Raw genomic sequence first — 24846 nt, forward strand, 5'->3', positions numbered from 1 at the left:
AGTCCTCCCCGCGCTCGCGGGGATGAGCCCGCCAGCGCAACGGCAACGTTTTCATTTCATGAGTCCTCCCCGCGCTCGCGGGGATGAGCCCAAAACAGTGTCCCTGTGGCTTAATGCAGAGCGGTCCTCCCCGCGCTCGCGGGGATGAGCCCGCGTCCAGTTCTGCGTCAGCCCCGGCCTTTTTGTCCTCCCCGCGCTCGCGGGGATGAGCCCTAATTGACAACAGCAACTAAAGCGTCTGCCAAGTCCTCCCCGCGCTCGCGGGGATGAGCCCAATAACTACGCGCCGGGTTCGGGTGATACGAAGTCCTCCCCGCGCTCGCGGGGATGAGCCGTTGTGCGGTTCCACCGTCGCGAAATTCGCTTTGTCCTCCCCGCGCTCGCGGGGATGAGCCGCGTCGTGCAGCTCTGAACACATGGATTGACCAGTCCTCCCCGCGCCTGCGGGGATGAGCCGGCGGCGTTTCCTGGCCGGTATGCCGAAAAGATGTCCTCCCCGCGCTCGCGGGGATGAGCCCGTCACCGGAATTGACGCATACCCAACAGCAGAGTCCTCCCCGCGCCTGCGGGGATGAGCCCATCAACCCCGCCCCGAACTGGTACCAGGTGCGGTCCTCCCCGCGCCTGCGGGGATGAGCCGCCCTCGCCGGTATCGAGTGGGCGGGCCCAAATATCCTCCCCGCGCCTGCGGGGATGAGCCTCTGGTCTGATGGGCGGTAGGGCTTAAGTTTCCGTCCTCCCCGCGCCTGCGGGGATGAGCCCAGCACGGTTTGGATCGGGATGCCTGGCGTGCCGTGCACCCCGAGCGGGTGGGGGAGCCACATAGTGTGTTCTTTTCTGAGACATTGTGACGAGGTACGTCGCGGTTCTGGCTAATTGGCGCGATCAGAACCGTGAGACCTTTAGCGTTCCATGTGCTTGCGGGGTATGAGCTTGTTGAACCTCAACGCAATACGTTTTCAAGGGTGTTCCCCGTGCTGGTGCGGTCGCTTGCTCTTTTGGCAGTTATAGGATTCATACATTTTCTGCCGTAGCAAGCCATTTGTTGTGAGAATTCAGCCAGCACGCCTCATCGAAGGAGGGCCCCGCTGCCTAATTGGCCACGAGCGACCGACGGCCTCTCCTCGGATCGAATTCGTTTGTTGCAGGTCGACCCTGATCGATACTCCCGAGAATATCCGGCCATGACCCGGCCACCCCAACAAAAAGGGCGGGCCCTCACGAAAGTGAGGGCCCGTGACCTGTATTGTACGGGCGTTTTCCCGTTTCACTTGTCCCAGTATATGGCCTTTCCGTGTCATATCCAACGCGAACCACCGCTTCGCGACCCAACAAAAAAGTTCAGTTCTGCGCCCGGGAACCATTTTGGGTTTTAGGCCCACTCCCGTCGACTAACACTCTAGTTCGCCCAAAGACATGTTTGATACAAGTATTATTGCCTAGGAGCACGGAGGTAGAAGCATGTCTAAAAGACCAGTTAGAGCGGTTATTGTAACCAGGCTATCGCGCGAAACAGAGAACTCAACTTCTATTGAACGGCAAGAGAAGGATTGTCGGGAGAAGTGCAAGGCCGAAGGCTGGCAGGTGGTAGGTGTCGCTAAGGACGTCAACGTCTCTGCTGGACGTCGTAACCCGTGGCAGCGCGAAGGCCTAAGAGAGTGGATCGGCAAGAGCAAGGCAGACCCTGGACGTACCGACGAGTTTGACGTTCTCGTTTTCTGGCGTATGGATCGCCTGGTTCGTTCAGTCACACAGCTCTGGGAGCTTCTAATCTGGGCTGGCGAGCACGGGGTAACGCTAGTTTCAGCCACGGAGCAGATGTTCGATACCACCAAGCCCGAAGGCAAACTCATGATTTCGATGGTTGGTGCGTTCGCAGAACTCGAACTCGAGGCCATCCGCGAACGTATCCACGCCGATCAGCAACACAGGATCACAGCAGGCCAGTACGCGGGAGGTGTACCCCCCTGGGGCTACCGCCCGGTGAAGAACGAACAGGGAGAATGGATGCTCGAGCCTGATCCGCAACAGGTCAAAGTCATTAACCGAGTTGTCCACGCGCTCCTGCACGAAAACAAGTCGCTCAAGGCTATAACCAGAGAGTTGAACGCGGAGGGAGTCCCAACCGTTAGAGACCTCAACAACGCTAGGCATGGACGCCCTATGAAGGGGTATTCATGGTCAACTACTCCGCTAACAAGGCAGCTTCGGAACCCAACGCTACTAGGGCTGGTAACTATCGCTGAAGGGGTACAAGACGCTCACGGCAGGCCGGTTCGTGACAAGTACGGCAACCGCACCTACGAGAAAGGTCGTATCCTTCTAGGGCCTGATAACCGCCCTTTACGGCGTGCCGAACCCGTTATTTCGAAAGAGGATTTTGACGCCGTTCAGAAAGTGCTCGATGCCCGTTCTGTCAAGACACCCAAGAGCTCTCGCAGCAGCTCGCTTCTACTAAATGTGCTGTTTTGCGGATGCTGTGGAGACAAGGCGTACCTACTGCACCGTTCAGATGGTAAATATGCCAGCTACTACAGGTGTAGCTCTATGAGCCACCAGCGCGGGGGCCGTAGGGAGTGCAGCCCCAAGCAGATTTCGACACAGGCTGACTGGATAGAGGATGTCGTAACAACCGCATTTCTGGGAGTGTTTGGAGACAGTGTTCGTACCGTCCGTGTGTGGCACGAGGGAACAGACACATCCAACGAGATCGAAGAGCTGAACGAAAGCATGAACTCTGTAGCAGGCGTTCTCGCTCGCCAGCGCCCCGGTTCAGCAGCGTTTAACAGTCTTTCGCACCAGATTGACCAGATACAGGCGCGACTTGACGAGCTCGAAGCAGTAGAAACTACCCCGTCTGGTTGGATCTGGGAGCCTACAGGCCAAACCATTAGGGAATGGTGGGAGAACGCCAGTGTCAAGGAGCGCAACGCCTACCTAGTCGAGTGTGGCGTTCGTGCAGAGTTTGAGCACGCAGGCCCTAACCAGCGTGGTATCAACCCGAGCGTTCGAATCAGCTTCGAAGACTTCGAGGGTGTAATGAGTACGCTGACTCCCAGCGAACCAGCCGAGCGACTCTCGGAGGCCCTTAAGGAAGTCCCTTCCAGCGTTACGATGCACCTGCACAACGGCGATGCTTCCTTCGAACAGAGGGAGGAAGAGAAGTGATTGTTTCGCACTGGTTGAGCGATAACGCCGGGGTGTTGGTGGTTCGTGATGAACGAACACCAAGAACAGCGCAGCTTGATGATTGCATTCTCGAGAATGGTTGGGGCCTTCGGTTAGCGCTCCAGTATGGCCAGTTGCTACTCGAGGCCTGGGGTAGCGCCGGGGTGGTTCCCGTCGATGTGCTCGAAGAGTCTGGTTTTATCCGCATGCAGGACGTCGCCAGCGAGTACGGCGTTCCGCTCGAGGTGCTGGTTCAGCAGATGCTCGAGGATGGGTTGCTTCTCGAGGTGGGCGGAGCTCTGGTTGCCAGTCCTCACCCCGCAGTACGGCGTATGGATTAGTGGCCAGCTTCTACAGGCTGGCAGTAAGTAACAAGCAGGACAAGCAGCAGGAAGGAGGTAGCAGGTTGGTGTGCCTGGATACGGTGTTTAGCGGTGTTCGCGCTGTACGCTGCAAACCTGGAACAAAAGAGATTGTGCAAGGTAGCCCCGCCGTTGATCCGACCGAAGCAGTAAACCGCGCCGGTATCAACGGAACCGGCGGGCTGGTAGTCGTTGACTTCGACGCCAAGAACGGGGCCAGCGAGCTCGAATTGCAACGAGCGTTCCCAGGCGTGCTCGACAGTCCTACCCTGGTTGTATCAACGGCAACCAAAGGTTGTTGTCACTACGTGTACCGCTGGCCTGGAAAGCTCCCTGTACGCGCCGGTGACTCGAGTGTCACACTGGTTCCTGGAGTTGAAGTACCAGCCCGCTACATGATGTACGGCAGCAGCGTGAACGGAGTCACCTACACGGTGCTTCGGGACGAACCAGTAGCAGAGCTCCCAGCAGACCTGTACGCCGTGCTGGTTGCTGATTGGCAGCAGCTCGAACACCCAACCCCTGTAACCGGATTGAGTCTTACTCAACAGGAACGGGAAGCTCGAGCCTTCGAGCTGCTTAAGAGTTTTGGCAAGTACGAGGCTGGCAAGACCAACGAGAAGTTTCTGGAAGTAGCGTTCCCGGTACTGCAATTGCTAGGCGTCGAGCGCGGGGCACTGGAGCTCGAGGCAGCATGGCCTAGCGCTACCGACTCCGAAGCAGAGATTAGGGCGCGCGTATCTAGCGCGGTGGCGTCCTACACTGCCGAAGCTGATCCGTCGAACACTGGAGCACGGTATTCCCCTACCCGTGCTCGAGTGCTACTCAAGCTCGAGCGCGCAGCCCGCTACGGTGCCTGGAAGGGGCGTTCAGCTCCCAACGATAGGCGCGTGCTGCTGGCAGTTTTGGAGCGCGCCAGCCGCGTTAACGAGCTGGTTGTTTCATACCCAGCAGAGACGCTCGCTAACCGGGTAGGTATTAAGCCTTCCAGTGTTCGAGAGTCGCTGGAGCGGTTGAGTAGTGCTGGTTGGCTGTACTGGATGCCCAAACACTCGCTCGTAGCGCTTACGAGTTCGGAACTTGTACGTCTATTAATTAAGGGGAACTCCCCTAGTAGGGGGAGTTCTACAGGTGGTGGTTACTCACCCTTCCAGTCGCAAGAAGCAACCAGCTTCTTGCACCCGGTTGATGAGGTTTGGAGAGCGCCGGGCTTGCGAGCCCGCCACGCCCACCTGTTCGACCTCGTTGACGCCGGGGTAAACGTCCGCTCGAGCCTGGTTGCTCGTTCTGGGGCAAGCAAGGCGACTGTTTCGGAAACAGTGCGCTCGCTCCAAGAGCACGGGCTGATCGTCGAGAACGCCGGGGTGCTCGAGGTGGCCCCCACCGCCTCGAGCGTGGTTGCCACGCTACGAGAACAGGCCAGCGAGACCTACGCCAGTGTTCGGGCTGGCATTGAGAGTGACCACCGAAGACTAGAGGCGTTCCGCAACGAACGCAGGCTCGAGAACCAGCAGCGTCTCGAGGACGCCTACCGACGCCGGGAGCTCGAAGAGACAGCGCCAGTGTAACGGCGCTCTACAAGCTCGTACGAGGTGCTGAACGTCCGTAGCTAGGTTGTTCGTCCACCCGTGCTCTGGAAGTCTGTCAGCGAGGCAGCTGGACCACCTAGAGCCGGTGCCACGCCTGAACGTTCAGTGCGTCTACACCCGGTGGACACACAGCACGGACCTAGCAGCGGGGTACCAACCCCGGAATGGGGTGGCTTGACAAAGTGACACGTATATACTAAGTGAAGGGTACCTCCTGGTAGTGGGTGGCATTCTCTCTACCACCTCCAAGTCAACACCCCCTTCAGGGGGTGTGGCGAAACACTCACACGTATATCAATTATGAAGGGTGTTTCGCACACCCGGTTGCCTTGCTCTCCTTCGGAAACAACCACACCGCCGAAGCTCGAGAACAGGTACCGGAACCTTAACTACCCTTCCAAGCTCCAGTACGCCCCCAGCTCCTTCGGGAGTAGGGGGCGTTCTTCTTGAATCAAAGACATAACAGTTAGGGGATGCCTAGCGATGTACCGATACTCGAACGGCAGCACTCCAGACCAACAGCAGGAAGCTAACCGGCGCTACCGCCGAAAACAAGCGCACTACCGCCAGTGGCTCGACGACGTGGCAGCAGAACTAGGGCTCAACCGCGATCAGCTCACCACAAGCAGAAACGCCGAGCTCGTAGCTCGAGCACTCGCACTGACCACGCCCCAGCAGGAATAGCACAGCGTTAACGCTCGAGGCAGTCACGCCTTGCAAAAGGGAGCCGGCTAGCTGTTTGCCCAGGTCACAGCAACAACACAAGCAGAAAGGAAGGCTTATGCCACTACCACTCAACGGCACTGCTGTAACGCAGTTCGTTGCCGATCAACTCATGCAACGCCCAGCGCACCAGCTCGCACGCGCGCTCGCATCACTGGAAGAACCCGCAGGCACCATGACGGACCCAGAAGTACGGGTGCGCACACCACGAACCAGCGACACCGTGGCAAAACTCGAGTTCCTGTTTAGCGGGAACGAACCAGAGTTCACCACCAACCACTACTAGAAAGAGAACCCTTATGTCCTACTGCACGACTCCAGACCTTGTAATTCACGCTGTACACAAGCTAGGAGAAAAGCACCCCAAGCCCGTTCAAGACTTGCTCGACGCAGCCCAGGCCCTCGAAGAGATTGGAAAGCAAGCACCTTCCTGGGAGGGGGTCGAAGATCCCACCAAGGTTGTTGACGTTGTTCAAGAGCAAGTGCGCTACCGCGTTATGAACAGCGATGAACTTCGAGAGGTCCGCAACCAAGCTCGTACCAAGATTGCTAACGCACTTGCTCGAGAGATGGAAGACCACACCGGCGCATACCTCAAAGCAATTCAAAAGACCTTCGAAGCAGCAGCAAACCAGTATACCGAAGCTGTAGCAGAGCTACCGCGCGAGTTTGACTCCAAAGACCTTCTCGAGTGGGAACCAGTTCGTTTCGACGCCTACACTCGAGCTAAGCAGGCGAACGCCGTGCTCGACCAGGCCAAGACCTGGATGTTCGAGCTAGGCAAGGTGGTGAATAGCGAGAACTACCCACCAAGTCTTTCGACCGAGCTGCTCGTTCTCGAGCCCCAGGCGCTCGAGCACTACGTTTCGATTCAGACCGCTGACGGCACATGCACGGATAATGCACTCCGAGCCGTTAACCCTGTTCGTCTCAAGGCAGTGAAGGACGGCGTACCGCTCCGGTTGTCGCTGCCCTCGAAGGTTCGTAAAGCTGTGACACAGTTCGAAGCCCAGCGCCAGCAGCTTTCAGACACCGAAGCACGCGAACTTCGCCTTCGAGCACCGGCTTACTAGCACCCAAGCAGGGGCTGTAGGCAGGCCCCGGCGTACCGGGCACCTAGCACCGGGTACCCGCTACCGGGTACAGGGGTAGCAGGGGCCTGGGGCACCTACCGGGAGCCCGCTAGGTAGGGGTGCACTCCCTCCACACCCCGGCGTACGCCCCCGGTGTACGGCCCCGGCGTAGGGGTTGGGGTACTAGGGGTGCACGGGGCGTGGGAGGGCGTAGCGCTCGCTCGCTAGGTTGGCTGGCACTACGTTCCCCCGCTCTAAACCAGCCCTCCAGACTGGCGTACAGGGAACGCATGCACACCCTGGACACGACCGCAACCAGCTACCCCCGCTGTTCGTGGCGGCAAACGTGCAAAACCCCAGGTTATCGCCTGTTTATGCACCCCTGGGGGTATACCCCCGCCCCCGCATGAAAGACCGGGGGTCAATCCGTCCAAGAGCCTCGATGCGTTCTAACAACCTATTTTTTGACTCACCCGAAGGAAAGCAGATGACTACGACCCTACCAGAGCCCCCGGTACTCACTAAGAAGCAGCGAGCCCGGCTCGAGTGCCAGCAGCGCAGGCAGCAAGCACGCGCCTACTACGCCGAAGCACAGACACCGGCGCAGTTCACGCACCTAGTAAACCGCTGGCTCGAGTTCCAGCAGGCGCAGAAGCTACCCCAAGAGCACCACCAAGCACTACGAGAAGCTGGCGTGAAAAGGTGTCCAAGCTGCACCGTGGTGAAGGACCTAGAGGCATTCTCAACCTTGAAGAACGGGAGCCAGAACTACCAGTGCAAGACATGCGCAGCCAACCGTTACGGGGATTACCGCAAGGAGAACCTCGAGCAAGTGCGAGCACGAGACCGTAAAGCGAGTGCTCGCTGGAAGAGAGCTAACCCCTGGGCTGTTCGGTTAGGTAACGGATACCAGCGCGCTGTTCGCATGGGAGCGCCTGCTGTACGCATTACCCCGGAGCAACTGCTGAATTACTGGGAGTCGGTCGGTATTGATCCTTCGAAGTCCTACTACACGGGTACGCCGTTGACACCGGAGAACTGTTCGCTGGACCACCTCGACCCACTGGGGCGTTCGGGAACGATGGGGCATGTGCTCGAGAACCTATTCCCCTGCACCGTCGAGGAAAACACCCACCACAAGCGCGGACTCGCTCCACACCACGGACTACGAAACATTAGGGAGAAGGTATGCAAACCAACCAACCAGAAGGGCTGAACACTGCTGGCAAACACCTATGGGACTCGATGCACAACGAGTTCGACTTTGCAGGCGAACCAGGCAAGCTAGTGATTCTCGAGAGAGCTTGCAGGACGGCAGACCAGATAGCCAAGCTCGAAGAAGCCACCTCGAACGCGCCGATGACAGCCACCGGCTCGATGGGCCAGCTCGTTATCCACCCGTTCATTCAAGAGATACGCCAGCAAACCAGCACGCTGAACACGCTAATCAAGTCGCTGGGGCTACCAGATTCAGACGAAGAAGCAGCAGTCAAGGCCAAAACCAGGCAGCAAGCAGCGACGAAGGCAGCTAACGCGCGCTGGAACCGAGGGGGTGGCAAGTGACTGTACGCCGAGGAAGGGCGGTAACCAGCACGCCCGAAGCAGTAGCGCAGCTACTCCGAGAACCAGCGCTACAGCAGCTCCCAGCAGCCCCAGCGCTCGAGGCTGGTACTGGAATGGCTCTACCGGGGGCTACAGGCCGTTACGAGCTGTTTTTTGCAGAGTTGCTCGCAGAGGTAGAGGCCGAAGTACCCCACGCTACGCGCTCGTTCGGGCTCGAGGTAGCCCGGCTCGCTGGCGTATCGCTGGCAGATTGGTACCGCCTAGTCATGCGTGAACAGTAGGAACACCGATACCAGAGCTGGCCTTCTTGACGGTGCTCGAAGGCCTTGGAAGGGTGCTTCGAGGTGCTCTACGAGCTGTACCGGATCAAGCCGAAGGTTAGCAGCTCTGGAGCCCCAGCGTTTACGGTGCTCGCTACGTTTCGCCACCGGGCCTGTAGGGAGCATGGTTTGCCCTCCCTAGCTCGTTGTTCGGGCTAGTGTTGTGATGTCTAGGGACTTTTTGGACACGGAGTCCAGGATGTTTTTGGACGGGATGTCTAGTGGCTTTTTGGACGGTTACGGCGGTGGAATAGCCGGATGGCTATTCCATTGCATAAACGTAGAAAGGTCGCAGATTTCGATCCCGTTCGTGACGGCAAGACGGTCACACAGTTTTGCAAAGAATTGGGGATCTCGCGACAGACGTACCACAACATCAAAAACCGGATAGCGCAGAAAGGCCGAGCAGGTATCGTGCCGGATTCGACTGCCCCGAAGAATCCGATGAAGAAATTTGACGAGGCCGACAAAATCGCAGTCATTCACGCCAGGCAACAGTTGATGGAACAAGGCTTGGATTATGGCCCTTGGTCGATCTACTACTTCTTGTTCGACTCTGTCGGTGCAGATCGCACCCCATCGCGGTCCACAATCGCCTCGTGGCTGTATGAGCTGGGATTTGTTGATGCCAATGCCCGCAAACGGCCGCGGAGTTCCTATAAGCGCTTCGCCCGTGATTTCGTCGGTGAACTCTGGCAAATCGATGGACTGGTCTATCGCCTCTTCGACCATGCCCACACGCATGTCACGATTTACCAGATCATCGATGATGCCAGCAGATTTGATGTCGGAACCACAGCATTCGCTCTACCGGAAAACGGTACTGATGCGCGCGCTACGCTGGCCGCAGCGTTCGCCGCCTACGGCAAACCCCAAGAAATCCTTTCTGACAATGGCGATGCGTTCGCCACCTACCACCGGGGTTTTCTCTCTGCTACTGAAACTTGGCTCGCCAGCCAAGGCGTACTTGCTATTGCTGGTTTCGCACCGACAACCCAGGGAAAAGACGAGCGATCTCACCGTACGTTGACCCAGTTCCTCGATGCACGCCACCCAGCAAGCCTTGCTGAGGTCAACACCTATCTGGCCGAATATCGCCAGGTATACAACGAACAACGACGGCACCAATCACTGCTGGTCGGCAAGATGCATATCACACCACGCCAGGCTTTCGATACCTTCCCCAAGGCACCGTCGCCTACGCATCCACTCGATCCTGATCAAATCTGGGCCCGCGTAGTTGCCTATAACCAAGCACACAATCCTCAAGCTATATCCAAAATGCCAAACGGCCCCGTGGAAGCGGCAACTTCACACGAGGCCAACACCGATGACATGGCAGCTCAGCAAGGCATACCTCCCACCGACACCTCCACACTAACGGCGCCGACGCCACAATCAACAAACCATTGGGGCATCCCAGACCAGCTCTGCGTGAGCAAAGACGGCGTTGTACGCGTATGCGGTTTCGGGCTCTACATTGGTCTGAGGTTTAAAAACCGTCGGCTCTACTCGACAGTCGCAGTCGATAATGTTGCGGAGTTCTACACGGCCCATGATGGTGAATTCCTCTTCAGCGTGCCCCTTCCGATCACGTTGAGCCACAGGCCGCCAGGTGGTCAGATCAACATTAACCTCGTCGAAGGAATGAAACATCGCCAACCACCGCGGATGAACCCGAAATTATCCAAGCCCCGGCCGAAACGCAGGCTGCAACCGTAAGCCGCTAGAAGTGCCCAAGAACACCATGGATTCCGTGTCCAAAAAGACACCGGACTCCGTGTCCAAAAACCCTATGGACATAGCATGTTCGGGCTAGTGTTTGAGGTATGTCTGTACCGCACCTGAACACAAGACCAGACCGAGACACGATGGTTCGCAAGCTCCAGAGTTTTCAGAACCACTGGATTGGAGAGCTCGAAGAGTGGAAAGAGCAAGGATTAAGCGGCGAAGAGCAGCAGAGCGCACAACGATTCTGGATTGACCTGTTCCGGTGCTTCGGTATTCAGAGCGAGCGGTTCAACCTGTTCGAACGCAACGTTAAGCGCGCCTCAACAGGAGGCCGTGGCAGGATTGACCTGTTTTACCCCGGCGTAGTCATTGGTGAAGCGAAACGGCCTGGAATAGATCTTGAGGTTGCCTACCAGCAGGTTCTCGACTACCTCAACGGTGGTGACGTGCTCGAGACAGAGTGGCCCCGCTACATTCTGCTTACGAACTTCGAGAGCTTTAGGCTGATACGCCTGGGAGACGCAGAGCATGCGTTCGATACGACCTTCGAGCTGGCAGAGACAGCAAGCAGGGTTGACGAACTCAAGTTCCTTGCTGGTTACAACACCGTCAGCAAGGCCGAAGAGGTAGAGGCGTCGATTAGGGCTTCTAAGCTCATGGCAGACCTGTTTACCGCAATGGTTGGGGAGGACGCAGACGAAGGCGTGGCTGAAGAAGCAGCGAGAACGCCCGAAGAAGAGGACCTCGCTGTACAAGAGACTTCGATGTACCTAACCAGGCTACTGTTCCTACTGTTCGGAGACGATTCTGGACTATGGGAGGCAGACCTGTTTACCCGGTTCGTAGAAGAGTCTACGACGCCCGAAAACCTGGGAGCCCAGCTAAACGCGCTGTTCGACGTGCTGAACACCCCGGAAAACAAGCGTCGTCGAGTGCCTGATTCTATGGCACGTTTTCCATACGTCAACGGGGCCATTTTTGCGGAACCGATGAAGCTACAGTACTTCGATGCTGGCATGAGAGAGGCCCTGCTTCGAGCATGCCGATTCAATTGGGCGGATATTTCCCCCGCCATCTTCGGCTCACTGTTCCAGTTGGTCAAGAGCAAAGAAGCTCGACGCCACGCAGGCGAACACTACACCAGCGAAACCAACATCCTCAAGACCATAGGCCGTTATTCCTGGATGACCTTCGAGCCGAAGCAGACCGGCTTATCCGCAACAAGTCCACCACCCAACGCCAGCTCACAGAGTTTCGCGACGCTCTAGCGCACAACATCTATTGCGACCCTGCTTGTGGTTCGGGCAACTTCCTGATCGTGGCGTACAGGGAGCTCCGTAAGATTGAGACGGATATTATCGTTGAGCTTCGACGCAGGCAGGGCGAAACGAACTTTGTCCTGGATATTGCTCTCGAGCAGAAACTTTCGATTGGCCAGTTTTACGGCTTCGAGCTCAATTGGTGGCCCGTGAAGATTGCAGAGACCGCAATGTTTCTCGTAGACCACCAGGCGAACAAAGAGCTCGCTGAACGGGTAGGCCAGGCTCCTAGTCGCCTCCCCATCAATATCAGTGCCCACATCGAGCACACCAACGCCCTAGCGATTGACTGGAAGGAGTACCTACCAGTTCCTAAGGGTGATACGTTCATTTTTGGTAACCCACCCTTCCTAGGTCATGCCACGCGTACCGAAGAACAGGCGAACGAGCTACGCCGTCTTTGGGAGACGAAAGATATTTCCCGTCTCGATTACGTTACGGGCTGGCATGCGCAGCGCAGGCCTTGAAGCTGTATGAAGACCGACCTGGAAGGTTCGCGTTCGTAACAACCAACTCGATTTCACAAGGCGATCAAGTCCCACGACTGTTTGGCCCGATCTTTGCAGGTGGCTGGAAGATCCTTTTTGCACACCGTACGTTTGCCTGGGACTCCGAGGCACCAGGCAAGGCAGCCGTTCACTGTGTGATCGTTGGTTTTACTCGAGAACGCGGCTTTACACCGCGCTTGTGGGATTACCCGAAGGTGAACGGAGATCCTGTTCCGGTCAAGGTTGATACAGGCATAAACGCCTACCTGATCGACGGAATAAACGTACTGGTTGAAAAGAGTAGGAAGGTTCTTTCGCCAGAGATTGCCGTAGCTGTGATGGGGAACATGGCCCGCGACGGGGGCAACTTGATTGTAGAGCCTGAAGAATACGAAACGATCTACGCGGATGAAGTAGCCCGAAAGTATCTACGCCCGTTTGTTGGGAGTCGTGAGATTGTTCAAGGCAAGGATCGATGGTGTCTATGGATGACAGATCTTGAACCAGCGGATCTGTCGAGAAGTAGCTTGCTTTCGTCCCGTTTGCAGGCGGTTCGAGAGTTTAGGAGCGCAAGCAAGGCAGCAAGTACGCGCCAAATGGCTGAAACACCCCAGCTGTTCGGCCAAAGGTCACAGCCCGAAACTGATTACCTGGCAGTTCCGAAGGTCGTAAGCGAAACAAGGCGTTACTACACTGCACAGCGCTATCCGTCTAACGTGGTTGTTTCAGACCTGGCCTACCACGTACAAGACCAGAACGGGTTACAGTTCGCACTCATTTCGTCTTCGATGTTCATTGCCTGGCAGAAGGCTGTGGGAGGCCGTCTAAAGTCGGATCTACGCTTCTCGAACACGCTTACCTGGAACACGTTCCCAGTACCTGAATTAACCGAAGATCAGCGCCAGCGGATTATCAAGGCCGGTAAGGGCGTGCTCGAAGCTCGAGCCCTGCACCCGGAACGTTCCCTAGCAGAGCACTACGAGCCCCTAGCTATGGCACCGGAGCTAATCAAGGCCCATAACGCACTAGACAGGGAGGTCGATAAGGCCTTCGGAGCTTCTAAGCGACTCACCAGCGAGAGGCAACGCCAAGAGCTGCTGTTCTCGAACTACGTCGCTCTAACCAAGTAGAAGAGACAGCCCGGCGGGAGCTTATCGGGGGGACGCTCAACCGCCGGGGGGTGGCGCTGCTGGAGCTGTGCAAAAGTGTACACCATTCATACCGTGCTAGTGCAACCCCCACAACCAGAACACCCACCACGGCTAGAGCCGGTAGGTAGCTTTCATTCTTTACCCGGTGTGACCTGCATATTCCCAGCTTAGGTAGCGCACTGGTTGAACTGTGCTATTCTTTGTATCAAACGTGTACTTTGGAGTTTCCCCAGGTGGCGACGCATGTCCATGAAGAAAGTTCCCGAGACTTGCAGGTCCGGGGAACAATTCTAGGGCGGACCAGACAACCAGACTGCCAGACCGGGGAAGCCGTCAAAAGTCAGCAGTCAGCAAACCAACCCCCCAACCAAAACAGCCCGCGCCGTACCTAAGTACCGCGCGGGCTGCCCCACCATGGGCCCCACCAGGCCCTTTAGGTTCGGGCCCCACCAGACCCGAAAGGAGGTCGTCACGCTGTTGCTGTCATCAGAGCCAAGCAATGTGACAGGCAATGGTGACTGACCGCGTTCCATGGTACCCGGTTGGCGCGGTGGGGGCGAAGTGGGCGTCGGAAAGCGAAAAGTGGGGCGCAAGCAAAAACGCAATTCTGTTCACAAAATCTCGAGCAAACTCATCATCACTACCTGTCCCCCCAAAAATGACGCCTACAATCAAACTTTCCAATTCCACAATCTGTAAAGGACCGCCCATGGACCTCGTAAGGCTCCTCAGCAGGCACGCGCGCCCGTACCGCGGCGCGATGCTCGCGGTGGTGTTGCTGCAGGCAATCACGACTGCGGCGACGCTCTACCTGCCTAGCCTGAACGCAAAAATTATTGACGAAGGCGTCTCCCAAGGTGACGTCCCCTTCATCTGGCGCACCGGCGGCGTGATGCTGGCCGTGGCGTTTGTGCAGGTGATCGCGGCGTGCGCGGCGGTGTGGTTCGGGTCGAGGGCCTCGATGGGCACGGGCCGCGATATCCGCGAGGAGGTGTTTGGTCGGGTGTCGCGGTTCTCGGCGGAGGACATGTCGCACTTCGGTTCGGCGACGTTGATTACGCGCGGGACGAATGATGTGCAGCAGGTCCAGCAGGTGTTCTTGATGTTCTTGAACTTTATGGTGGCGGTGCCGATCATGATGGTCGGCGGCGTGGTCATGGCGGTTCGGGAGGATCCTGGGATGAGTTGGCTGGTCGCGGTTTCTGTCGTTGTGTTGGCGGTGGTTGTGGCGGCGCTGATCGGTCTCCTCCTACCGTTGTTCCGCTTGATGCAGTCGAAGATTGACCGTATTAATGGTGTGCTGCGCGAGCAGATCGCGGGCGTGCGCGTGGTGCGCGCGTTTACGCGGGAGGAGTTCGAGTCCGAGCGTTTCGACGCCGCCAATGCCGACCTCACGCGGTTGAGTCTGCGGATCGGCAATTTGTTTGTGATGATGTTCCCGCTGATCATGCTGATCCTGAACCTGGCGACTGCGGCTGTCCTCTGGTTCGGTGGCCATCGTGTGGATGCGGGTGAGGTGCAGGTCGGGTCGTTGACGGCGTTCTTGCAGTACCTGCTGCAGATCCTCGCGGCGGTGATGATGGGCGCGTTCATGGCGATGATGTTGCCGCGTGCCCTGGTGTGCGCTTCCCGTATTACGGAGGTGTTGCAGCACGAGCCGTCGCTGACCGAGCCATCGGCCAGCGCAGCCAGCACAGCCAGCGACCCCACCAACAGCACCGTCACCTTCGAGGACGTCACCTTCACGTACCCGGGCGCGGAGGAGCCGGTGCTGGACGGCATCTCCTTCGAAGCCAACCCTGGCGAAACGACCGCGATTATCGGCTCGACGGGTTCGGGCAAGTCGACGTTGTTGGGTTTGATTCCGCGCCTCTACGCGCCGACGGGCGGTCGGGTGCTGCTTGGTGGTCGGGATGTGGCGTCGTTACGCCGTGAGCAGCTGGTGGATGCGGTGGCGATGGTGCCGCAGAAGCCGTATTTGTTTTCGGGGACGGTGGCGTCGAATTTGCGTGTGGCCAGCCCGGATGCGACGGATGAGCAGCTGTGGCGGGCGCTCGAGATCGCGCAGGCCACGTTCGTGGATGATTTGGAGATGCCGATTTCGCAGGGCGGCACGAACGTGTCCGGCGGGCAGCGGCAGCGCCTGTGCATCGCGCGCGCGATTGTGGAGCGGCGCGGCGTCCTCCTCTTCGACGACTCCTTCTCGGCCCTCGATATGACCACGGACGCGCGGCTGCGCAAGGCGCTGGCCGAGCACGTCGCGGACGCGACGGTGATCGTGGTGGCGCAGCGTGTCAGCTCTATTCAGGACGCGGACCAGATCCTGGTTCTCGACGCCGGCCGTATCGTGGCCCGCGGCACCCACGATGAGCTGCTGCAGTCTTCGCCGACGTATCAGCAAATTGTCCGTTCCCAGCAGACTGTGGAGGCAAAATAATGGCCGCACATCAAAGCAAGGACCACCTCGAACTCACCGACGAGGAAATCCAGAAGCTCGAGGGCTCCATGGACGGCCACTTCGGCGGCGCCCCGCGCTCCGCGAAGAACTTCTGGCCGTCGGCGAAGCGGCTGGTCGGTCTGCTGGCCCCGCACAAGGCGATGTTTGCCCTGGTGGTGGCGCTGGTGTGCGTGTCGGTCGGGCTGAATGTGTACGCCCCGCGCGTGATGGGCCACGCGATGGACGTCATCTTTTCGGGCGCGATCGGCGCCCACCTGCCCGCCGGTGCGACCCAGGAGCAGGTGATTGAGGGGTTGCGCGCGGGCGGCCAGGACACCTTCGCGGACATGCTGTCCGGGATGGATGTGACTCCTGGTGTGGGCGTCGATTTCTCGCGCCTCGGCCAGCTGATCTTGGCGGTGTTGGCGCTCTACGTCGGCGCGAGCCTGCTGATGTGGCTGCAGGGTTTCTTGCTGAACCGCATGGTCATGCGCGAGATTTACCGCCTGCGCGCCCAGGTGGAGGCGAAGCTGAACCGGGTGCCGCTGAGCTACTTCGACCGCGGCCAGCGCGGGGACATCCTGTCGCGTACCACCAACGACGTCGACAATGTGCAGCAGACGTTGCAGCAGGCGCTGTCGCAGGCGTTGCAGTCGGTGTTGATGGTGTTGGGCATCATGGCGATGATGTTTACGGTGTCGTGGCAGCTCACCCTCCTCGCCCTCGTCTCGATTCCGCTCACGGGCCTGGTGGTTGGGGTGATCGGCAAGCGGTCGCAGCGGCACTTCAAGCAGCAGTGGCGCGCAACGGGCCAGCTCAACGGGCACATCGAGGAGTCCTTCTCCGGCCACGAGGTGATCACGCTCTTCGGCCGCCAGGACGCCTCCCAAGAAATTTTCGACGCCCGCAACCACGACCTCTACACCGCCTCCGCCTCCGCGCAGTTCCTCTCCGGGCTCATGATGCCGATCATGCAGTTCATTTCCTACCTTTCCTACGTCCTCATCGCGGTCTTCGGCGGCCTGAAAGTCGCGAACGGCTCGCTGACGCTCGGCGCGGCGACGGCGTTCATCCAGTACTCTCGCCAGTTCAACCAGCCGCTCGGGGAGCTCGGCGGCATGGCTCAGATGGTGCAAAGCGGCGTCGCCTCCGCGGAGCGCGTCTTCGAATTCCTCGACGCCCCCGAGGAACCCCGCGAGTCACACACCAGCCCGAAACGCGCCTCCGGGCACGTCCAATTTATCGACGTCCACTTCTCCTACACCGACACTCCCCTCATCCAGGACCTCAACCTCGAGGTGCAGCCCGGCCAGAAGGTCGCCATCGTTGGGCCGACCGGCGCCGGCAAAACTACCCTGGTCAACCTGTTGATGCGCTTCTACGACATTGACTCGGGTCAGATTCTCCTTGATGGCGTCGATACGCAGTCGATGTCTCGCCAGGACTTGCGCAGCCAGGTCGGCATGGTACTTCAGGACGCCACCCTCTTCGAAGGCACCATCCTTGAAAACATCCGCTACGGCCGCCTCGACGCCACCGACGAGGACGTCATCGCCGCCGCCAAAGCCACCCTTGTCGACCGCTTCGTGCACACCCTCCCCGACGGCTACCACACCGTCATCGACCAGGACGGCGGCGCCCTCTCCGCCGGCGAACGCCAGCTGATCACCATTGCGCGCGCCTTCGTGTCGAAGCCGTCCCTGCTCATCCTCGATGAAGCCACCTCCAGCGTGGACACCCGCACCGAGCTGATGGTGCAGCACGCCATGGCCGCCCTCCAGGCCGACCGCACCAGCTTCGTCATCGCCCACCGGCTCTCCACCATCCGCGACGCCGACCTCATCCTGGTCATGCAGGACGGCCACATCGTCGAGCAGGGCGACCACGCCTCCCTCCTTGCCCGCCGCGGCGCCTACTGGGAGCTCAACCAGGCCGGCTTCTCCGAGGACTAGGCCCCTCGGGGGCCCGCTGAGGCCCCTCGGAGGCCCCGCGCGCACCACATTCCCTCCCTGTCCCCCGCCGACCTGGGCTTTTCCAAACCCGGCTGTCGAAACCCCAGGAATTTGGTGCGCACATCCCCCGCCCAGACACCACATTCCCGTTTTTTGAGAGGGCGCCTCGGCGTTTCCCCTGGTCGTCAACACCACGAGAGGGAATTTGGTGCACTCCCCCTCGCCTCAGTGCCAAAGCACGCAACCCCATTTTCACGACCTGGGCTTTTATCCCCTCCCCCAGCAAGAATTGCGTCCTTTGGCACTGGCACCCCAACCTCGAACATATTTTCGCCTCACGTGCCTGCCGTGTCGGGTCTCGTTCGTATCCTGATGGTTGCAACCACCAGAGAAAGGAACCCATCATGGATCAGTCATTACGCGCGCGGGCCCGCGGCGCTATGTACGGCCAGATCATTGGCGATAACCTCGGCGCGATCGTCGAGTTCTCTTCCCCCGCGCAGATTCGGCGCAATTTCCCGGATGGTGTCCGCGAGCTGACTGGTGGCGGCCCGTTCAATGTCGCGCCGGGCCAGGCCACCGACGATTCCGAGCTGGCGCTGGCGCTTGCCCGCAGCATGGTGCGCTGCGGCGGGTATGAAGAAAAGGACGTGTTCGAGTCGTATGTGCGGTGGGCAGCGTCGTTTCCGCCGGATATCGGTAATACGTGTGCGGCTGCGCTTCGGCCGCCGTTTGAGCCGAATGCGGCCAGCAAGTCGAATGGTGCGTTGATGCGGGTCAGCCCGATCGCCATTGCCTACGCGCATGACCCGCAGCTCGCCGACGACCACGCCCGCACCGACGCCCGCCTGACTCACCCCAACGAGTACCCGGTGGCCATCAACGGTATGTATTGTGAGGCGCTCGCCCGCACGATCAGTGGTGAGGATCCTCGCGAGGCGCTGCTCGCGGTGGCTGGGGATGAGGCGTCGACAATTAGGGAGTTTATGCAGTACCTTCCCGTGGATGTTTATAGCCATCGCATGGGGTATGTGCAGTTCGCCTGGAATATTGTGTGCTATTTCGTCGCGAACGGTGCCTCTTTCGAGGAGGACCTCGTCGCGATTGTCGGGATGGGCGGCGACACGGACACAAACGCCGCGATCGCCGGCGCGTTCTTGGGCGCGGTGTACGGGGAGGAGGGGATTCCTCACCGGTGGCGCCAGATTATCGACGCCTACTCCACCCACAAAGCGAACCGCCCCGAGGAGTTCTCCGTCGAGGGCGCCCTCGACCTGGTTGACGCTCTCCTGGCCTAGGTGCGCACCACATTCCCTCGCCAGCCCCCAGCGACCTGGGCTTTTTCAAACCCGGCTGCCAGAATCCAGGAATTTGGTGCATTGCCGATCCTCGCGTACACCACATTCCTTGATTCCCCAGAAAAGCCTTCGGCGTTTCCCCAGGTCGCCAACTCTGAGTGTGGGAATTTGGTGCACTCCCCCTCGCCTCAGTGCCAAAGCACGCAACCCCATTTTCACGACCTGGGCTTTTATCCCCTCCCCCAGCAAGAATTGCGTCCTTTGTCACTCGCACTCGCTGACGCGACACCACATTCCCTCACCGACTCCCAGCGACCTGGGCTTTTCCAAACCCGGCTGCCGAAAACCAGGAATTTGGTGTGTGCACCCCCAAAAACCAAGCCCCTATTCGTCCGGGTTCCGGATCTCCACGTAGTCGGGGTCGTGCCAGTCGACGTTGACGTTGTCCTTGGTGTCCAACCCCTGGTCAGCGAGTTCGGGCACCTTGGCGAAGATGTTGCGGCGGGCGCGGCCGGCGCGCAGTTGGCGTTCGACTCGTTGGGCGAGGACGGTGAGTCCCCAGTTGATGAGGATCATGATGATGGCCACGACGGCCAGCGAGGCGAGGAAGTTCTGGTTGGCGGATGCGCTTTGGATGCCGGAGCGGACCACTTCGACGTAGCCGATCTGGTAGCCGAGTGCGGAGTCCTTGAGCGCGATGATCATTTGGGCGATCAGGGCTGGCAGCATCGCTGCGATGGCTTGGGGTAGCAGGATGGTCCGCATGGTTTGCGAGTAGGTCAGGCCGAGTGCTTCGGCGGCTTCGGTTTGGCCTTTGGGGAGGCTTTTGATGCCGGAGCGGAGGATTTCGGCGATGACGGACCCGTTGTACATGGTGAGCCCGAAGACGACGGCTGCGAACGCCAGGTGCTTTGGTGGGGCGAGGTGGTAGATGGCGAAGAGTTGGTAGGCGAAGATCATGAGGAGGAGCACTGGGATGGCTCGGAAGATCTCGACGATGACGCCGCACACCCAGCGCAAAGCCTTATTCCGGGAGAGCCTGCCTAGGCCGAGGAGGATGCCGACGGCCAGCGCGAGCAGGATGGATGCCACTGCTGCTTTGAGGGTGCCCATGAGGCCGGGGAGGATGTAGGTGGTCCAGGTTTGGGAGTTGAGGAACGGGGTCCATTTCCCGGCGGCTAGTTGTCCGTTGGCCTGCAGTTTCCAGAAGACCCATGCGGCAATGCCGAGGCAGACGGCGAGGCTGATGCCGGTGAGGATGCGGTTGGTGCGGCGGCCGTTGGGGCCGGGGACGTCGTAAAGTACTGTTGCGCGGACGCTCATTATTTTTTCACCGCCATGCGTTCGGAGAGGGCGCCAAGGACGAGGCCGGTTGGCAGGGTGAGGATGATGAAGCCGAGTGCGAAGATCCCGAAGATGGGGAAGAGCATGTTGGCGTGGTTTTCGATGGTGGATTTCATCAGGAGGGATGCTTCGGCGACACCGATTGCGGATGCGATGGTGGTGTTTTTCGTCAGCGCGATGAGCGTGTTGCCGAGTGGCACGATGGCTGCGCGGACGGCTTGGGGGAAGATGATGTTGCTGAATGTTTGGCCGAAGCTGAGGCCGAGGGATCGGGCGGCTTCGGCTTGCCCGAAGTGGACGGTGTTGATGCCGGAGCGCAGCGATTCCGCGACGAACGCCGAGGTGTAGATGATGAATCCGAGCACGGCGAGGCGGAAGTTGTTGTCTACCAGGAACGTCGCGGACTCTTTATCGGCGAGGGTGATGCCGAGGTTTTGGTAGAGCCCGAAGGAGCAGAAGATGATGATGAGGGTCAGCGGTGTGTTGCGCACGACGTTGATGTAGAACGTCGACATCGCGCGCAGCACGGGGATGGGTGCGACTCGCATCGCGGTGAGGATCGTGCCCACGATCATGGAGCCGATTGCTGAGTAGATGGTGAGCTTGATGGTCAGCCAGAAGGCTGCCCAGAGCTGCGGGCCCAGGTCGGACCAGAGTGTGGACATGATGTTCCTGCCTTAGGGGGTCTTACTGTTCGATGAAGGAGAGGTCGCCAGGGGTGCCGGCGTCGACTGCGTCGTCGCCGCCAAGGTTCTTATCGACGAGGGCGTCGAACTCTCCGGACGTTTGCAGTTCCTTGAGTGCGTTGTTGATGGCGTCGGTGCCTGCGGTGTCGCCCTTTGCCAGGCCGATGCCGTAGTACTCGTCGGTGAATGGCTTGCCGTCCTTGGTCATTTCGACGACCTTGAAGTCGCCTGGGGTTTGGGCGGAGTAGCCGAGCAGGATGGTGGCGTCGGTGGTCATGGCGTCGATGTTGCCTTGGCGGAGTGCTTCAACGCAGGAGGAGTAGGTGTCGTACTCCTGGAGCTGCACGCCTGGCAAGGCGTCCTTGACTTTCTGGGCTGGGGTGGAGCCGGTGACGGAGCAGAGGATCTTGCCGTCGAGGTCTTCGAGGCCCTTGATGTCGGTGTTGTCGTTGCTGACGAGGAGCGCCTGGTGGGTGACCAGGTATGGCCCGCCGAAGTTGACGGATTCGGAGCGGCCCTTGTTGATGGAGTAGGTCGCCGCGATGGCGCCTACCTCGCCGTTCTGGATGAGGGTTTCGCGCTGTGCGGATGGACTTTCGCGCCAGGTGATGGTCGGTTCTGCCCAGCCGTTCGCCTTCGCGATGTGGTTGACCACGTAGGTCGCCACGTCGACGTCGAGGCCGGACATGGTGCCGTCCGGGTTGCGCAGGCCGAGGCCCGGCTGGTCGTACTTGGTGCCCAGGGTGACCTGGCCGGATTCGATCTGGCCGAGGAGGTCGGTGCCTTCGCCGGCACCGCCGCCACAGGCGACGAGGGTTGCGGCAGCAGCGGAGAGCGCGGCGGTGAGTGCGGCGTAACGGATGTTCATGGTGTTGTCCTTTCGGTTAGTGGGCCAGGATTTTGGCCAGGAAGTCTTTCGCCCTGTCGGTCTTCGGGTTGGTGAAGAACTCTTCGGGTGTGGCGTCTTCGATGATCGCGCCGTCTGCCATGAAGATGATGCGGTCGGCGACGCGCCGGGCGAAGCCCATTTCGTGTGTGACCACGAGCATCGTCATCCCCTCGTTGGCGAGGTTGGCCATGACATCAAGCACTTCATTGACCATTTCGGGGTCGAGGGCGGAGGTGGGCTCGTCGAAAAGCATGACTTTGGGTGACATGGCGAGCGCCCGCGCAATCGCGACGCGCTGCTGCTGCCCACCCGACAGTTGCGCCGGGTACTTGTCCGCCTGATTCGCGATGCCCACGCGGTCCAGCAGCTCAATCGCCCGCTTCTCGACGTCCCCCTTCCCCTGCTTCCGCACCTTCAACGGACCAAGCGTCACGTTGTCCTTGATGGTCAGGTGCGGGAACAAGTTGAAGGACTGGAACACCATCCCGACGTCCGCCCGCAACTTCGCAAGGGCCTTGCCCTCCTCTGGCAGCGGGACTCCGTCGATGGTGATGGTGCCTTCGTCAATCGTTTCGAGCCTGTTGATCGTGCGGCACAGCGTCGACTTCCCCGACCCCGACGGCCCGAGCACCACCACTACCTGGCCTTTCGGCACAGTAAGGTTGATGTCTCGGAGCGCGTGGTAGTCGCCGAAGTGCTTCTGTACGCCCGCTAGGTCAATCATGGCTTCACTGGAGCTATTGCCCGACCCACTCTGGGCAGTGAATGTGCTTTGTGTCATAACGGGCACGTTAGTGGCCTGTCCCACACTTTGTATAGTGCTTGCGCGCTTTTCGCCCGAAAGTTCACCCCCACTACGTGTACTTCCCCGGCCCGCGCGCCTACTTCCCTTCCGGTTCGCAGCCGACCTGGGCTTTTGATCTCACCCCCACGAGGAATTGCGTCCTTTGGCACTCGCTCCCCTGTCGCGCGCACCACATTCCCTCCCGTACCCCCGCCGACCTAGGCTTTTCCAAACCTGGCCGCCGAAAAACCAGGAATCTGGTGCGCGTGTCCCCCGCCCAGACACCACATTCCCGTTTTCCCGCCAGACCCCCTCGGCGTTTCCCCAGGTCGCCAACTCCACGAGGGGGAATTTGGTGCACTCCCCCTCACCCCAGTGCCAAAGCACGCAACCCCCTTTTCACGACCTAGGCTTTTGCCCTCACCCCCACCAGGAATTGCGTCCTTTGGCACTGGCACCCCCGATGGGACGCCACATTCCCTCCCGCGCCCTAACTGACCTGGTCTTTTCCAAACCCGCCTGCGAAAATCCTGGAATTTGGTGCGCGCCCCCTAGGCTTCTAGCCCAAGCGCATAAAAAATGGGCGACCCACATGGGTCGCCCACATCTATCGGTGAGATGCTTCTTAGAAAGGAAGCGCGTCGCGCACTGCTGGTGGCAGCATCGGTGCAACCTGTGGCAGGGCCACTGCGATCAGGGCGATCAGCGCGAGAACGGAGCCACCAGCTACGGCACCGATGCCATAGTTGTTCAGCTTGCCGTCAATGGAGCTGAGGGTGGACTCGATCTTGGAGCTGGATGGGGAGAGGTCCTTGCCAGCTGCGCAAGCGCGAAGTGCTGGGGCGGTGGCGTTCAGGGTGGCGAGCTTTGCGTCGATCTCCTTGAACTTCTTGTCGGCGTCTTCCTGCTTGATCTTCTTGTCCTTGAGCTGTGCCTCGACCTCAGCGCGCTCCTTGACCAGTTTGGCCGAAGCCTCGATGTCCTTCTTCAGCTGTGCGTCAGCCTCAGCCTTGGTGAATTCCTTCGTTTCGGCCTTGTCGCCTTCCTTGGCAACCGGGTAGGTGATCTTGCACTTGGTCTCCTGTGGCTGGTTGTCAGCTGCCTGTGCTGGAGCGGCCAGGCCACCAGCGATGACTGCCGAAGCAACTGCGGCGGTGATGATCTTCTTCATGTTGAACCTCCTTTCAGGGGTAAGAAATAAGGGGCTTTAGGTGAACTACCTAGCTCGAAAATATATTGAATCCCCACTATTCGGGAAACAGTTTTTCGATAAATGTTTGGAGTTCATCCCCTAAATACCCCCGAAATAGGTGCGCCTAGAACGGCAGCTTCGGCGCCAATGTTGGGAATACCACGGTCACGAGTGCGGCCGCGCCGAGCGCTACTGCGAGGAAGATCCCGGCGAGTGGGCCAGCGACGCTGAGCCAATCGCGCATCTCTGCTGGGCTCACATCTTTAATGCTACTTCCTTCGCTGTTGCCGATTGACCCGGTCTGCTTTGGTGCAGTTTGCTTTGGCCGTGGGCTTGTGGTCTTAACTGTCCATTTCCCGTGATTTTCGCGCTGAGAGCAGGCTTTCAGGGCAGGCTCGAAAGCGCGAAGGAACTTGAGCTGGGAGTTGAGCTGTTTAAGTTGTTGTTCGTCGGCTGTGCCGTTGGTGGTGGCGTCGAGAAGTTCTGAGCGCTGCTTGGTGAGTGCGGCGACCTCCTGATCGAGGAGTGCCAGCTTGTCCGATGCTTCTTGCGGCGTTACCAGCGCGAATGCCTCGCGCAACCCGGCCTCCGAAAGTGCTTTCTTGGGTGCGATGGTGCTTGCTTTGAGGCTGGGAAGCTCGTCGTCGAACAGGGTGAACGCGCAGGTACCGTTCTGGTACTCAACGTTCGCTGCGTGTGCCGGTGTGGCGGTGGTAGCCAGCATGGCTACTGCGGTTACGGAAGCAACGATTCGCTTCATGTGGTGTCCTTTCCTGT

At 59.4% G+C, this 24846-nt stretch carries 22 protein-coding genes, 1 pseudogene and 1 CRISPR repeat array (1 of these 24 cut by a window edge); of the genes and pseudogenes, 17 read left to right on the top strand and 6 right to left on the bottom strand.

Annotated features, from left to right (window positions below; genetic code table 11):
• Nucleotides 1–761: direct repeats of the CRISPR family, unit length 28 nt; unit sequence GTCCTCCCCGCGCTCGCGGGGATGAGCC (it extends 3232 nt beyond the left edge of the window).
• Nucleotides 762–1461: 700 nt separating this feature from the next.
• The 17 genes and pseudogenes from BJP05_RS00170 (at nt 1462) to BJP05_RS00235 (ending at nt 19174) form a co-directional block, all read left to right on the top strand.
• A complete protein-coding gene (locus BJP05_RS00170; protein ID WP_084028514.1) occupies nt 1462–3168 on the top strand; it encodes a recombinase family protein in 1707 nt (568 codons plus the stop codon).
• On the top strand, nt 3165–3509 hold the full coding sequence (locus BJP05_RS00175; RefSeq protein ID WP_070361643.1) for a hypothetical protein: 345 nt from the start codon (nt 3165–3167) through the stop codon (nt 3507–3509). The genes BJP05_RS00170 and BJP05_RS00175 overlap by 4 nt, the downstream gene beginning before the upstream one ends.
• On the top strand, nt 3509–5098 hold the full coding sequence (locus BJP05_RS00185; protein ID WP_084028515.1) for a bifunctional DNA primase/polymerase: 1590 nt from the start codon (nt 3509–3511) through the stop codon (nt 5096–5098). The genes BJP05_RS00175 and BJP05_RS00185 overlap by 1 nt, the downstream gene beginning before the upstream one ends.
• 504 nt (nt 5099–5602) lie before the next feature.
• A complete protein-coding gene (locus tag BJP05_RS00190; RefSeq protein ID WP_070361646.1) occupies nt 5603–5803 on the top strand; it encodes a hypothetical protein in 201 nt (66 codons plus the stop codon).
• Nucleotides 5804–5900: 97 nt separating this feature from the next.
• Complete coding sequence (locus BJP05_RS00195; RefSeq protein WP_070361647.1) at nt 5901–6128, top strand: hypothetical protein; 228 nt, start codon at nt 5901–5903, stop codon at nt 6126–6128.
• 13 nt (nt 6129–6141) lie between these two features.
• Entirely contained in the window at nt 6142–6915 is a 774-nt protein-coding gene (locus BJP05_RS00200) for a hypothetical protein (RefSeq protein WP_070361648.1), read from the top strand.
• A 487-nt stretch (nt 6916–7402) separates the two neighbouring features.
• Nucleotides 7403–8131: a hypothetical protein gene (locus BJP05_RS00205; protein ID WP_145945212.1), complete on the top strand. Its 729-nt coding sequence runs from the start codon at nt 7403–7405 to the stop codon at nt 8129–8131.
• On the top strand, nt 8104–8478 hold the full coding sequence (locus BJP05_RS00210; protein ID WP_070361650.1) for a P27 family phage terminase small subunit: 375 nt from the start codon (nt 8104–8106) through the stop codon (nt 8476–8478). Before BJP05_RS00205 ends, BJP05_RS00210 begins: the two co-directional genes overlap by 28 nt.
• Nucleotides 8475–8759 carry a hypothetical protein gene (locus BJP05_RS11050; protein WP_145945213.1) on the top strand — a complete coding sequence of 95 codons (285 nt, stop codon included), beginning with the start codon at nt 8475–8477 and terminating at the stop codon, nt 8757–8759. The genes BJP05_RS00210 and BJP05_RS11050 overlap by 4 nt, the downstream gene beginning before the upstream one ends.
• Nucleotides 8760–9056: 297 nt before the next feature.
• On the top strand, nt 9057–10520 hold the full coding sequence (locus tag BJP05_RS00215) for an integrase core domain-containing protein (RefSeq protein ID WP_070361651.1): 1464 nt from the start codon (nt 9057–9059) through the stop codon (nt 10518–10520).
• Between the two features lie 107 nt (nt 10521–10627).
• Entirely contained in the window at nt 10628–11797 is a 1170-nt protein-coding gene (locus BJP05_RS11550) for a type IIL restriction-modification enzyme MmeI (RefSeq protein WP_371440787.1), read from the top strand.
• 8 nt (nt 11798–11805) lie between these two features.
• Complete coding sequence (locus tag BJP05_RS11555) at nt 11806–12315, top strand: DNA methyltransferase (protein ID WP_371440796.1); 510 nt, start codon at nt 11806–11808, stop codon at nt 12313–12315.
• Nucleotides 12312–12458 (top strand): annotated as a pseudogene (locus BJP05_RS11560) (DNA methyltransferase); the annotation flags it as partial. The gene BJP05_RS11555 and the pseudogene BJP05_RS11560, both read left to right, overlap by 4 nt.
• Before the next feature lie 93 nt (nt 12459–12551).
• Nucleotides 12552–13466, top strand: a complete 915-nt coding sequence (locus tag BJP05_RS11565; RefSeq protein WP_371440797.1) for a type IIL restriction-modification enzyme MmeI — start codon at nt 12552–12554, stop codon at nt 13464–13466.
• Nucleotides 13467–14196: 730 nt separating this feature from the next.
• On the top strand, nt 14197–15924 hold the full coding sequence (locus tag BJP05_RS00225; RefSeq protein ID WP_070361652.1) for an ABC transporter ATP-binding protein: 1728 nt from the start codon (nt 14197–14199) through the stop codon (nt 15922–15924).
• Nucleotides 15924–17876: an ABC transporter ATP-binding protein gene (locus tag BJP05_RS00230; protein ID WP_070361653.1), complete on the top strand. Its 1953-nt coding sequence runs from the start codon at nt 15924–15926 to the stop codon at nt 17874–17876. Before BJP05_RS00225 ends, BJP05_RS00230 begins: the two co-directional genes overlap by 1 nt.
• Nucleotides 17877–18280: 404 nt before the next feature.
• Nucleotides 18281–19174, top strand: a complete 894-nt coding sequence (locus BJP05_RS00235; RefSeq protein ID WP_070361654.1) for an ADP-ribosylglycohydrolase family protein — start codon at nt 18281–18283, stop codon at nt 19172–19174.
• Between the two features lie 384 nt (nt 19175–19558).
• Here BJP05_RS00235 and BJP05_RS00240 read toward each other — a convergent pair whose 3' ends face one another.
• The 6 genes from BJP05_RS00240 to BJP05_RS00265 all read right to left on the bottom strand — a co-directional run bounded on the left by BJP05_RS00240 (nt 19559) and on the right by BJP05_RS00265 (nt 24829).
• A complete protein-coding gene (locus BJP05_RS00240; protein WP_070361655.1) occupies nt 19559–20497 on the bottom strand; it encodes an amino acid ABC transporter permease in 939 nt (312 codons plus the stop codon).
• Nucleotides 20497–21183: a glutamate ABC transporter permease GluC gene (gene gluC, locus BJP05_RS00245; protein WP_070361656.1), complete on the bottom strand. Its 687-nt coding sequence runs from the start codon at nt 21181–21183 to the stop codon at nt 20497–20499. The genes BJP05_RS00240 and gluC overlap by 1 nt, the downstream gene beginning before the upstream one ends.
• Before the next feature lie 22 nt (nt 21184–21205).
• Nucleotides 21206–22072, bottom strand: coding sequence for a glutamate ABC transporter substrate-binding protein (locus tag BJP05_RS00250; RefSeq protein WP_070361657.1), 867 nt, complete (start codon nt 22070–22072; stop codon nt 21206–21208).
• A 16-nt stretch (nt 22073–22088) separates the two neighbouring features.
• Nucleotides 22089–22817 (bottom strand): glutamate ABC transporter ATP-binding protein GluA, encoded by a 729-nt coding sequence (gluA, locus tag BJP05_RS00255; RefSeq protein ID WP_070361658.1) that lies wholly within the window; start codon nt 22815–22817, stop codon nt 22089–22091.
• A 685-nt stretch (nt 22818–23502) separates the two neighbouring features.
• Entirely contained in the window at nt 23503–24048 is a 546-nt protein-coding gene (locus BJP05_RS00260) for a hypothetical protein (RefSeq protein WP_070361659.1), read from the bottom strand.
• A gap of 145 nt (nt 24049–24193) precedes the next feature.
• Nucleotides 24194–24829, bottom strand: coding sequence for a hypothetical protein (locus BJP05_RS00265; RefSeq protein WP_070361660.1), 636 nt, complete (start codon nt 24827–24829; stop codon nt 24194–24196).
• Nucleotides 24830–24846 lie beyond the last annotated feature (17 nt).

Source organism: Corynebacterium sp. NML98-0116 (assembly GCF_001767255.1).
GTDB lineage: Bacteria > Actinomycetota > Actinomycetes > Mycobacteriales > Mycobacteriaceae > Corynebacterium > Corynebacterium pseudogenitalium.

Bases quoted from the DNA above. Each gene is read 5' to 3' on its own strand.
- BJP05_RS00195 (WP_070361647.1), top strand. From the start codon at position 5,901: ATGCCACTACCACTCAACGGCACTGCTGTAACGCAGTTCGTTGCCGAT.
- BJP05_RS00215 (WP_070361651.1), top strand. From the start codon at position 9,057: ATGGCTATTCCATTGCATAAACGTAGAAAGGTCGCAGATTTCGATCCC.
- BJP05_RS00225 (WP_070361652.1), top strand. From the start codon at position 14,197: ATGGACCTCGTAAGGCTCCTCAGCAGGCACGCGCGCCCGTACCGCGGC.
- BJP05_RS00235 (WP_070361654.1), top strand. From the start codon at position 18,281: ATGGATCAGTCATTACGCGCGCGGGCCCGCGGCGCTATGTACGGCCAG.
- BJP05_RS00230 (WP_070361653.1), top strand. From the start codon at position 15,924: ATGGCCGCACATCAAAGCAAGGACCACCTCGAACTCACCGACGAGGAA.
- BJP05_RS00170 (WP_084028514.1), top strand. From the start codon at position 1,462: ATGTCTAAAAGACCAGTTAGAGCGGTTATTGTAACCAGGCTATCGCGC.
- gluC (WP_070361656.1), bottom strand. From the start codon at position 21,183: ATGTCCACACTCTGGTCCGACCTGGGCCCGCAGCTCTGGGCAGCCTTC.
- BJP05_RS11550 (WP_371440787.1), top strand. From the start codon at position 10,628: ATGTCTGTACCGCACCTGAACACAAGACCAGACCGAGACACGATGGTT.
- BJP05_RS00200 (WP_070361648.1), top strand. From the start codon at position 6,142: ATGTCCTACTGCACGACTCCAGACCTTGTAATTCACGCTGTACACAAG.
- BJP05_RS00190 (WP_070361646.1), top strand. From the start codon at position 5,603: ATGTACCGATACTCGAACGGCAGCACTCCAGACCAACAGCAGGAAGCT.
- BJP05_RS00210 (WP_070361650.1), top strand. From the start codon at position 8,104: ATGCAAACCAACCAACCAGAAGGGCTGAACACTGCTGGCAAACACCTA.
- BJP05_RS00240 (WP_070361655.1), bottom strand. From the start codon at position 20,497: ATGAGCGTCCGCGCAACAGTACTTTACGACGTCCCCGGCCCCAACGGC.
- BJP05_RS00260 (WP_070361659.1), bottom strand. From the start codon at position 24,048: ATGAAGAAGATCATCACCGCCGCAGTTGCTTCGGCAGTCATCGCTGGT.
- BJP05_RS00250 (WP_070361657.1), bottom strand. From the start codon at position 22,072: ATGAACATCCGTTACGCCGCACTCACCGCCGCGCTCTCCGCTGCTGCC.
- BJP05_RS00205 (WP_145945212.1), top strand. From the start codon at position 7,403: ATGACTACGACCCTACCAGAGCCCCCGGTACTCACTAAGAAGCAGCGA.
- BJP05_RS00265 (WP_070361660.1), bottom strand. From the start codon at position 24,829: ATGAAGCGAATCGTTGCTTCCGTAACCGCAGTAGCCATGCTGGCTACC.
- gluA (WP_070361658.1), bottom strand. From the start codon at position 22,817: ATGATTGACCTAGCGGGCGTACAGAAGCACTTCGGCGACTACCACGCG.